Below are 9,858 nucleotides of genomic sequence, written 5' to 3' on the forward strand. Positions count from 1 at the left end.
AACCAAAGCCCCCCAAAAGCCCCACACAAGCGAGCCCGCCCCAATACTCTTGTGAATCACCCCGAAAATCCGCCGCCAATCGCCGTGAATCACCAAAACAATGCCCTCGAAAATGCAAAACAACCAAAACTGCCCGCCCCAACAGCCCAGTTCACCCGCCCAAAACAAACTCACCTCCTTCAAAAATAAGAACGAGGCGATCGAGAGGGGCGCGGTTCATTGCGGGAGACACCCGAACGCCGTCTCTGAGATGCGCCTTCTGTTCGGGAATTCGGTTGGGGGAGTTGAGTATGCCGGGAGACGGCATAAGGTCCTTCATGCCGCGCGACGTTGGCTCACCTCGGTCCGTCTCATCGCATCGGGTGGAAGCTCCGCAGGCATCCCCTCCCCTCGCCGTCGGCTTACTCCGGACCGGTGATGCGAGCGGACAATGATCGCCCCCCCCCTCGCGCCGTCGACACAGCCCCCCCCGAGGTCCGCCCTATACAAGGTCCGCCTATAAAGGAGCACATCTGAGCGTTGTGCTCACCGCGCCTCGCAGTGCCGGGTCGCCACATGCTCGGGCCTACCTGTCCACTCTTGCGGCGCATCTCGATGCTCCACACTTCTTGTGGAACATCGAGATTTTCAGGAGACGATGAAAGCCGCAGCGCTTCCGTCAGTGCACCGCCGCGTACATGATCTTTTCTTCGGTGGCATCCGAGGGGCTGAATTCCTCGACCACGCGACCCAGACGGCTCACGAGAATCCGGTCCGAGATCACCAGAATTTCCGGCAGGTAGGACGAGATCACCAGAACCGCGATGCCACTGTCGGCGAGGCTCTGGATCACCTTATGGATTTCCGCAATCGCGCCCACATCCACACCCCGGGTCGGCTCGTCAAAGATCACCAGCTTGGGTTTTTGCGTCAGGGATTTCGCGATCACCACCTTTTGCTGGTTGCCGCCTGACAGTTCGACAATCTTCGCATTCGGGTTGATCGCCCGGATTTGCAGGAGCTTCGACCATTCTTCCGTGATCTTCTGCTGCGCGCCTGCGGTGGTCAGGCCGCCGGGTGGCGGATTGGTGACGATGTCGCCCATATAGATGTTCTCGGCGATGGACATCTGGTCGAAAAAGCCTTCGGCCTTGCGGTCCTCCGTCACGTAGACGATGCCGTCCATCACCGCCTTATGCGGCTGGCGATAGCGCACGGATTTGCCCAGATAGCGCAGTTCGCCGCCATGGAAGAAGTTGCGTTTGAGCACGCCCGCGATGATCTTCGCCGTCTCCGTGCGCCCTGAGCCGATCAGCCCGAACAGCCCCGTCACCTGCCCCTCGTAGAGCGAAAACGACGTGTTGCGCACCATAGAGCCCATCGACAGGTTCTCAACGCTCAAAACCTTTTTGCCCGGCTTGCGCGCGCCGTCTTCGGAGTGTTTGTGATAGAACAATTCGTCCGACAGGCTGCGCCCGACCATATGGCCGATGATGCTGTCGCGGTCGAATTTGTCGGTGGTGTCTGAGGCCACCAATTCGCCGTCGCGCAAGATGGTGATCCGGTCGGAAATCGCCAGCGCCTCTTCCAGTGCGTGGCTGATGAAGACGATGGACACACCGCGTTTACGCAGCCGTTCGATGAGCGAGAAGAAATAGTGTTTCTCCTCCGGCGTCAGCGTCGCGGTGGGTTCGTCGAAGATGATGACACGGGCGTTGAGACGCACCGCGCGGGCGATCTCGACCAGTTGTTTCTGCGCCGCGCCAAGCATCGAGACATTGGCCCAAGGGTCGACGTTGAAGTTCAAAGACGACAGGAATTGCTGCGCCGCAATATAAAGCCCGCGCAGACGGTTGAAGAGTTTTTCTTCGCCCAAGTAAAGGTTCTGCGCCACCGTCATCGAGGGCACGAGGCTGGTTTCCTGAAACACCATGGCGATGCCGTTGTCCAAGGCCTCGGCGGGGGTCGCGAAATTGATCGACTTGCCGTCCAAAAGGATCTCGCCCTCAGAGCGTTGCGTCACCCCGGCGATCATTTTGGTCAGCGTCGATTTTCCCGCGCCATTCTCGCCCAGAAGGGCGTGGATTTCCCCCGCATGCAGGTTGAAATCGACATTGCGCACGGCAAAGACGCCTCGGTAATCTTTCGAGACATTCTGCATTTCAATCAAAGGGGCGCTCATGATTGCTCTCCTTTTCGGGCTTCATCCGGCAGGCTCAACACCACGTCGCCGCCGAAGGAGCTGACGAAGAGGCCCTCAGCCGTGGCACAGGCGCTGGTGATGCCGTGGCGGGTGCCATCGGCGCGGCTGTGGAAGCTGCGACGCGGCAGAAAACTCTGGTCCAGCGCGACCAAAAGCCCGTAGGAGCGCGTCGGCGCCCAGGGTTTGAGGATGCCAAGCTGCTTGACCGCCCCACCCTGAAGCGGTTCGCGGTAACTGTCGCCGGAGCGCAGCCCGGGCGCGACCCAGAATTGCGGCGGCACCTCCGCCATCATCCGCGTGCGATAGGCCGGTTCGCGCAGCACGAATTCGATGAGCTGACTGCGCGGCGCAAAGCAACAGAGGTAGGCGCCCGCGTCGGAGGCGATCAACCGACCCGGATAGGCCGGAAGGTTGTCGAGCACCACATCGGGCACACCGCCGACCATCGGCAGCGCGATGAGCCGATTGCGCCAGGCCTCGGACACGATCACGCGGCCCTTGTCCTCTTGACACATCAGGCCCGAAGGCCAAGCCAGCCTTTCCGCCAAACGGCGCGGTGGCTCACCGGATTTGACCGCCCAGACGGCGCCGTCCATGCGGCGTTCCATCAGGTTGCGCGCCCAGTCTTCGGGCGTGTGACGCGTCGAGCCACTGGCCAGAACAAGCGTGCCGTCCTTGGCAAAACTCATTGCGGTCAGGCATCCGGCACCATTGAAGGCCGTCGCAGAAACCAGTTCCGTCTCGCCCGTCTCAGAGCGCAGCATCACGCCCTGCCCCGCGACGGCCACGGCCAGTGTGTCCCCCGCCGCCAGCGCCGTGATCGCGGCTGCGTACCGCGCCACTTCGGTCAACTGGCCCGCCGTGTCGCTGCGGTACAGAACCGGCCCGCTCGACAGGTACACATTGCCCCGCCAGAGCGTGAGATTGTCCGGCGTCGAAATCTCCGTCCAAACGGGCGCGTTCTCCAGCGCCATGTTGGCCTTGAACGCCCCGTCCATCGGCGGCACGGTGACCGCCGCCTCGCCCGCGCCGGTCACCCGGTCAAATACGCGCTTGAATGCCGTGATCATGTGCGCCCCCAATAGTCGTTCTGGCTGGTCCATGTTTGGTCCGCCTCGGGCAGCTCGTAGCGCCCGATCCGGTTGTTGTTGATGCCGCCCAAATAGAGCGCGCCCTTGTGTTCGCGGATCGACGTGATCTGTGGATGCGCCTCGCCGCTCAGGTCCCAAAGCGACTCCGTCACCGTGCCGTCCAGGGTCATCTTGAGCACGCAGCCGGTGTTGAGGTTCGGATAAAGCCATTCGTCCATGGCGACACGCTGCGCCATACGTTTGCGAAAGCCCGGCATTTTGAGGCTGAGGTCGAAGGCCGGCGAGCGCATGCCCGCGAGCGCGACCCAATAGGTGCCGTCAGAGGCACGGTTGATGTTGTCCGGGTAGCCGGGGATGTCTTCGATCACCGGTTCGACCTGACCCTTGCGGGGACCCGCGAACCAGAACCGGCTGATGCGGCAGGCCCATGTTTCGGCGAACAACAGCGACTCCCCGTCATCGACCATGCAGATGCCGTTCGGGAACACGCGGCCCGAAAGCACCGTGCGGGTCGAGCCGTCTTTCGGATCATAGGCCAGAATGCGCCCGTTGCCGCGGGCCTCCAACGCATCGACAGCCCAGTCGCTAACGCCGTAGCGGATGGTAGCCTCGGAAAAGTAGACCCGGCCATCGGCGGCGATGTCGAGATCGTCGGCCATGCGAATGCGCGAGTCGTCGATGATCGAGAACAGGCTGCGGTTGGTCTCATCCGAAAGACATTTGATCTCGCGCGCGGGCGTGACCATGTAGAGGCCCATGCCCGCGACACAGGCGTGCAGGTTGTCGTCCTTGTCCATCGCGAGGCCCAAGGGGAAGCCGCCCAAATGCACGAAGACCTCGGAGCGCGTGTAATCGGGGGCAAAGAAGCGCACGATGTCGCCTTGGCGCCCGCCGGTGTAGAGGTTGTCCTGCGAGTCGAAGATCATGTCTTCCGGCCCGTCGAGATCGCCCAGACCGATCGCCGTCACATCGCGGAACTTGTCGTTCACCGCATAAGATGAGGTGGCGTCGACATTGGCAGAGGGGTCTTCCGGCATGTCGAAATAGGTCGGCGAGACATAGACCCGCGACAGAAGTTTGTGGCGGTTCTTGACCCAGCGGATGTCCACGGCCACGGCGAGCAACAAAAGCATGCCAAGCACCAGAGGCGTCGAACCGGAGGGCATGTTGAGGCGGATGAGACTATTGGTGACCATGAGCACGATGACCGTGCCGATGAAGGCCTTGAACACCGAGCCGCGCCCACCGCCGAGGCTGATCCCGCCCAGGACGCAGGCGGTCAGCACGGTGACTTCGAGGCCGATGCCAGTGTCCGGTCCGACGCTGCCCAGACGCGCGGCGTAGAAAATACCCGCCATCGCGGCCATGACACCAGAGATGACATAGGTCGCGCAGACCGTGCGGCGCACCGAAATCCCGGCATTGTAAGCCGAGCGACGCGAGCCGCCGACGGCGAGAATGTGCCAGCCAAAGCGCATCCGCGACAGCACAAGGTGCACGAGAATGGCCACCGCCACCAGCAACAGGAAGTTGACCGGAATGCCGAGGATAAAGCCTTCGCCCAAGTAGAACCAGGCCTCCGACAGGGTCATGCTCATCGCCACTTCGCGGGCATAGCTCAGGATCAGAAGATCGACCATGGCGCGCACGATGATGAGGGTCGCGAGGGTCGTCAGAAAGGCACGGAGCCGCAAATAGCCGATCAGGATGCCGTTCATCAGCCCGATGAGCGCGCCCACGCAGAGCACAGCGGGCACCACGGCCCAGACCGGCCAGCCCAGCGAATTGATCAGCGCCAGAGAGACGAAATTGGCCATGGCAAACGTCGAGCCCACGCTGAGATCAATCCCGCCGGCGAGCATCACAAGCCCCAGCCCGATGGAAATCAGCGCCACTTCGCCCAGTTGCCGTGCCAGATCGGAAAAGCCAGCGGGGCTGAGAAAGCCGGGGATCAGCGAGCCGAACAGGGCCACGACGATCAAAAGGAAAGCAAAGGGGATCGCATTGTCGATCCAGTTCTTGGACAGCACCTCGCCCAGGAGATGATCCGGCACGGTGCGATAACGCCACTTTGCATAGGTGTCGGAGACGGACATATCGGAAAGCCTCTCGAAATGAGGTGCGCCCTTGCGCGGCCCCGAAGGGCCGCACGTCAGACGTCATGTGAGTGGAAAATCGCGGATCAGAACGGCGCCTTGGCGACGTCGTCCATGGTCCAGCAGGAATCGTCGCGCATCGTGTCTTTGGTCAGATCGCGGATCGGGGTGTAGAGCGCATAGGGTGCCTCGCCCGGTTTGAGATCGGACTGCATGACCTGCGCAATCGCATTGGTGAGATCGCGGGCCTGCCCGAAGGCGTCGTAGCTGACGTAGCCGGTGAAAGCGCCATTGGCGAGGCTGTCACAGGCCGGTTTCTGACCGCCGCCATTGGTGAAAAGCTTGATCTCGCCCACTTTGTCCGCCTCGCGGATCGCGGCGGACACACCGGCGTCCATGACCTCCCACAGGCCGATATAGCCGCAGAGGTCTGGGTTCTGTTTGATCACGGTCGAGGCCACGGAATGCGCCTTGGTCGCGTCCCAGTCGGCGGACTGGCTGGAGACCACTTCGATCTCCGGGTGCTCGGCCAGAACGTCCTCGATCGCGCTCATGGTGATGGCGTTATTGGGGTTCGTGGGCGTGCCCTGCATGATCGCGATCTTGCCGCTGCCGCCTGCATCGGGCGCACAGGCTGCGATCGCCATATTGGCCTGATGCACGCCCACCTCATACCAGTTCACACCGACATAGGCGTCCGTGGTGGCGACCGATTTCAGGTTGATCTGAATGACCTTGATCCCGGCCTTTTGCGCGCGGGCCAGAAGGCGGGCATAAACCTGCATGTCCGGGTTGTGCACGACCATGAGATCGGGCTTTTCGCTGATCAGCGTGGTCAATGCCTGCGCACCCACGTCACTGGACCAGTTCGGGTCACGGATCGACAGCTCATAGCCAAGGCGGTCGGCCTGTGTCTGCATCCCCTGCGCCCAGACCTGCGGCAGATCAAAGCTCATGGCAAGGGGCAGGAAGACCACTTTCTTATCCTTGAGCGCGTTGTAATATTGCGGTGCGAGACCGTCGTCGAATTGCTCGGCCTGCGCGACCTGTGCGGCTCCCCCCGCCAGTGTCAGCGCCATCAGCGCGCCTTTCAAAATGCCCTTCATGAGTTCCTCCCTCGTGTCCTAGAGCGTCATTTAAGTCTTTGAAGTGTGGTCAGATGTCCCCTTGCTGCGCGGTCTGTTCGTCGCGCGGGTTCACGAAACTGTCGACGATGATCGCCACCAGAAGCACCGCGCCTTTCACAAGGTTCTGAAGCGTGAAGGACAGGTCCATGATGGTCATGCCGTTGAGCAGAATGCCGATCAGAACCGTGCCGACGATGACATTGCGCACGCCGCCCTTGCCGCCGCTCAGACCAATCCCGCCCAGCACGACCACAAGGATCACGTCGTAGACCATGGTCGATTGCGCAACACGGATGTTCACGGTCGCCAGAAGCGAGGCGGTGATGATCCCGGCGCCAAAGGCAATCACGGAGGACAGCAGATATTGCAGCACCGTCATCGGACGCACCGGAATGCCGGTGATGCGCGCGGCTTCATAATTGTCGCCCATGGCGTAGATGTAGCGCCCGCGCCGGGTGAACCGCAGAAAGGCATAGGCCAAAAGCGCCACAAGCCCGAACCAGATCACCGGAAGTGGCACACCGCTGACGGAGCCGGAAATCGCGCGCAGCCAATCGGCATCTTCGGGCACGTAAATCACATCGAGATCGACAAGCGCGAGGCGGCCAAAGCCGTAGATCACCGTTGACATCGCGAGTGTGGCGAAGATCGCCGGAATTTCCACGTAGGCGATCAAAATGCCCATGACGATGCCGATCACGGCGGCAAATCCCAGCCCCAAAAGCACGGCGCTCACCGCATCCGTACCAGCATTCATCAGAGAAATCGTCCAGGCCGTGGACATCGCCATCGTGGCCACCATGGCAAGGTCGATCCCCCGCCCGATCACGACGATCCCCATCGCCACGCCCAGAATCCCCAAAACAGAGACGTTCTGCAGCAAAGACAACAGATTGTCCGAAGCCATAAAGCCCGGCAGCGTCACGGCGAAGACAGCAAAGAACGCAATGGCGATGAAAAATACGATGGTTTCCTGGGTCAACCCAAGGCGCGGCCACGCGGGCCCCGTCGCTTTGCGAGCGGCGGTCTCAGTCATGATATGTCCTCCCTGATGCGAATGACCGATCTCCCGTCGGTCGCCTCGCATGACGTTACGTTACAAAACGCAAATTTGTCTGACAAGCTGATAAGTTGAAAAACTTACAACCAACTTGCCTTACTCCGTAGCTCCACCCTAAATTGCCAAGACCCGCAGCGAACCAACGGATGTCTGATGCCCCCTTCGACAGGTCAGAGACTCTCTGGCCAGAAAACCTCTGGCCCCAAACATAAACTCACCCCACCCCGCAGCTATGCCAGTAAGGTGGCGGATATTTTGCGCCGCGAGATCGAACAGAATGTCTTTCGCCCGGGTGAGCGCCTGCCGACCGAAGCGGTGTTGGGCGAAACCTTCGGGGTCAGCCGCGCAGTGATCCGCGAGGCGATTTTTGCGCTCAAGCAAGACGGTATCGTGCAAAGCTATCAAGGCCGCGGCATCTTCGTGGTCGATGAATTGCCGGAGGCCTCGTTTTGCCTTGCCCGCACAGAGCTGGACGACAAGGAAGAGATTGAGCGGGTATTCGAGTTTCTGCTCGCCCATGAGGCCTCCGCCGCCGCATTGGCCGCACAACGGCGCAGTCCGGCGGATCTCGACGCCATCGGCGCTGCTCTTGGTGCCATCGACGCCGCCATTGCGCGCGGCGAAAACGGCATCGAACAGGACATGGCCTTTCACTCTGAAATCCTGAAGGCGACCGGCAATCACCTGTTCATCTCTTTCGGCGCGTTTCTGGAAAATCGCGTGCGGCATCTGATCCGACAGGCCCGCACCAACAGCTCGCGCAAGGGGCTGACCGACCTTGTGCAGGACGAGCATCGCGCCATTTTCGCGGCCATCGAGGCCGGAGATGCCGAGCGCGCCCGCGAGGCGGCGGCGTCCCATCTCAAGAACGCCGCCATGCGTCTGACACTTTATATGCAAGACACCTGACATCCGCCCACCCTCAAATATGCAGCGCCCGACCGTAAGCCGCCAACACCGCCTCATGCATCATTTCCGACATCGTCGGGTGCGGGAAGACCGTGTTCATCAGCTCTTCTTCCGTCGTCTCCAACGTCCGCCCGATCACGTAGCCCTGGATCATTTCCGTCACCTCGGCGCCCACCATATGCGCGCCCAAAAGCTCGCCCGTCTTGGCGTCGAACACGGTTTTCACCAGACCCTCGGCCTCGCCCATGGCGACGGCTTTGCCGTTGCCGATAAAGGGAAATTTGCCGACTTTGATCTCGTAACCCGCCTCTTTCGCCTTGTCTTCCGTCAGCCCCACAGAGGCCACTTGCGGGTGGCAATAGGTGCAGCCCGCGATCGAGTTCGGCTTGATCGGATGCGGGTGGAGGCCCGCGATCAGCTCGGCGACCATGACGCCTTCGTGCGACGCTTTGTGGGCCAGCCAAGGCGCGCCCGCGATGTCGCCGATGGCGAACAATCCGTCGACGCCCGTGCGGCAGAATTCGTCAGTCACGACATGCGTGCGGTCGATTTTCACGCCCGCCTCCTCGAGGCCCAGACCCTCGACATTGCCGACGATGCCGACCGCGGAAATCACCGTGTCGAACTCTTCGGTGGTGACTTTGCCGTCGGCTTCAAAATGCGCTGTGACCTTGCCTTTTGCACGGTCGAGTTTCTTCACGGTCGTCTTTTGCAGGATCTTCATCCCCTGCTTTTCGAACTGCTTTTTGGCGAAGGCGGAGATGTCTTTGTCTTCGACCGGCAGCACGCGATCCATCACTTCGACGACCGTCGTGTCGGCGCCCAAAGTGTTGTAAAAGCTCGCGAATTCAATGCCGATTGCGCCCGATCCGATGACCAGCAACTTCTTCGGCATCCGCGTCGGCACCAGAGCGTGGCGGTAGGTCCAGACCAGATCGCCGTCGGCCTCCAGCCCCGGCAGCTCACGCGCCCGCGCGCCGGTGGCGACGATGATGTTTTTGGCGGTCAAAGTCTCGGTGCCCTTGTCGGTTTTGACCTCGACCTTGCCTTTGCCCGCGAGCTTGGCCTCGCCCATGATCGCGGTGACTTTGTTCTTTTTGAACAGGGTCTTGATGCCGCCGTTCATCTGCGCCGCGACACCGCGCGAGCGCTTGACGATGGCGTCGAGATCAAAGCCGATGTCCCCCGCCGACAGACCGAATTCCTTGGCGCGGTGCATCTGGTGATAGACTTCCGCCGAGCGCAACAGCGCCTTGGTCGGAATGCAGCCCCAGTTCAGACAAATCCCGCCAAGGTTTTCGCGCTCGACACAGGCGACCTTGAGGCCAAGCTGCGCCGCACGAATGGCCGCAACATAGCCACCGGGGCCAGCGCCGATGACCACGAGGTCGAA

8 protein-coding genes are annotated in these 9,858 nt (G+C 61.4%); 2 read left to right on the forward strand and 6 right to left on the reverse strand.

Features of this window, described 5'->3' with window-relative positions; all coding sequences use genetic code 11:
• Positions 1-189: hypothetical protein (locus tag NH195_RS21670; RefSeq protein WP_238379726.1), on the forward strand; the 189-nt coding region annotated here is incomplete at its 5' end.
• Between the two features lie 469 nt (positions 190-658).
• Here the strand turns inward: NH195_RS21670 and NH195_RS07835 are convergent.
• The 5 genes from NH195_RS07835 to NH195_RS07855 all read right to left on the reverse strand — a co-directional run bounded on the left by NH195_RS07835 (position 659) and on the right by NH195_RS07855 (position 7,532).
• On the reverse strand, positions 659-2,161 hold the full coding sequence (locus NH195_RS07835) for a sugar ABC transporter ATP-binding protein (protein ID WP_066705293.1): 1,503 nt from the start codon (positions 2,159-2,161) through the stop codon (positions 659-661).
• Positions 2,158-3,252, reverse strand: a complete 1,095-nt coding sequence (locus NH195_RS07840) for a hypothetical protein (protein ID WP_066705295.1) — start codon at positions 3,250-3,252, stop codon at positions 2,158-2,160. The genes NH195_RS07835 and NH195_RS07840 overlap by 4 nt, the downstream gene beginning before the upstream one ends.
• A complete protein-coding gene (locus NH195_RS07845; protein ID WP_066705297.1) occupies positions 3,249-5,369 on the reverse strand; it encodes an ABC transporter permease in 2,121 nt (706 codons plus the stop codon). The genes NH195_RS07840 and NH195_RS07845 overlap by 4 nt, the downstream gene beginning before the upstream one ends.
• An 86-nt stretch (positions 5,370-5,455) precedes the next feature.
• The gene (locus NH195_RS07850) at positions 5,456-6,475 is read right to left on the reverse strand and encodes a sugar ABC transporter substrate-binding protein (protein WP_066705299.1); all 1,020 of its coding nucleotides are present in this window, start codon (positions 6,473-6,475) and stop codon (positions 5,456-5,458) included.
• A gap of 49 nt (positions 6,476-6,524) precedes the next feature.
• Positions 6,525-7,532, reverse strand: a complete 1,008-nt coding sequence (locus NH195_RS07855) for an ABC transporter permease (protein WP_066705301.1) — start codon at positions 7,530-7,532, stop codon at positions 6,525-6,527.
• A gap of 177 nt (positions 7,533-7,709) precedes the next feature.
• On the opposite strand from NH195_RS07855, the gene NH195_RS07860 reads away from it, so the two are divergent.
• Positions 7,710-8,465 carry a FadR/GntR family transcriptional regulator gene (locus NH195_RS07860; RefSeq protein WP_081423832.1) on the forward strand — a complete coding sequence of 252 codons (756 nt, stop codon included), beginning with the start codon at positions 7,710-7,712 and terminating at the stop codon, positions 8,463-8,465.
• A 13-nt stretch (positions 8,466-8,478) separates the two neighbouring features.
• On the opposite strand, the gene lpdA is transcribed toward NH195_RS07860, so the two are convergent.
• The coding region (lpdA, locus tag NH195_RS07865) for a dihydrolipoyl dehydrogenase (protein WP_081423833.1) at positions 8,479-9,858 on the reverse strand (1,380 nt) is incomplete at its 5' end.

It is taken from the genome of Celeribacter ethanolicus, assembly GCF_001550095.1.
GTDB lineage: Bacteria > Pseudomonadota > Alphaproteobacteria > Rhodobacterales > Rhodobacteraceae > Celeribacter > Celeribacter ethanolicus.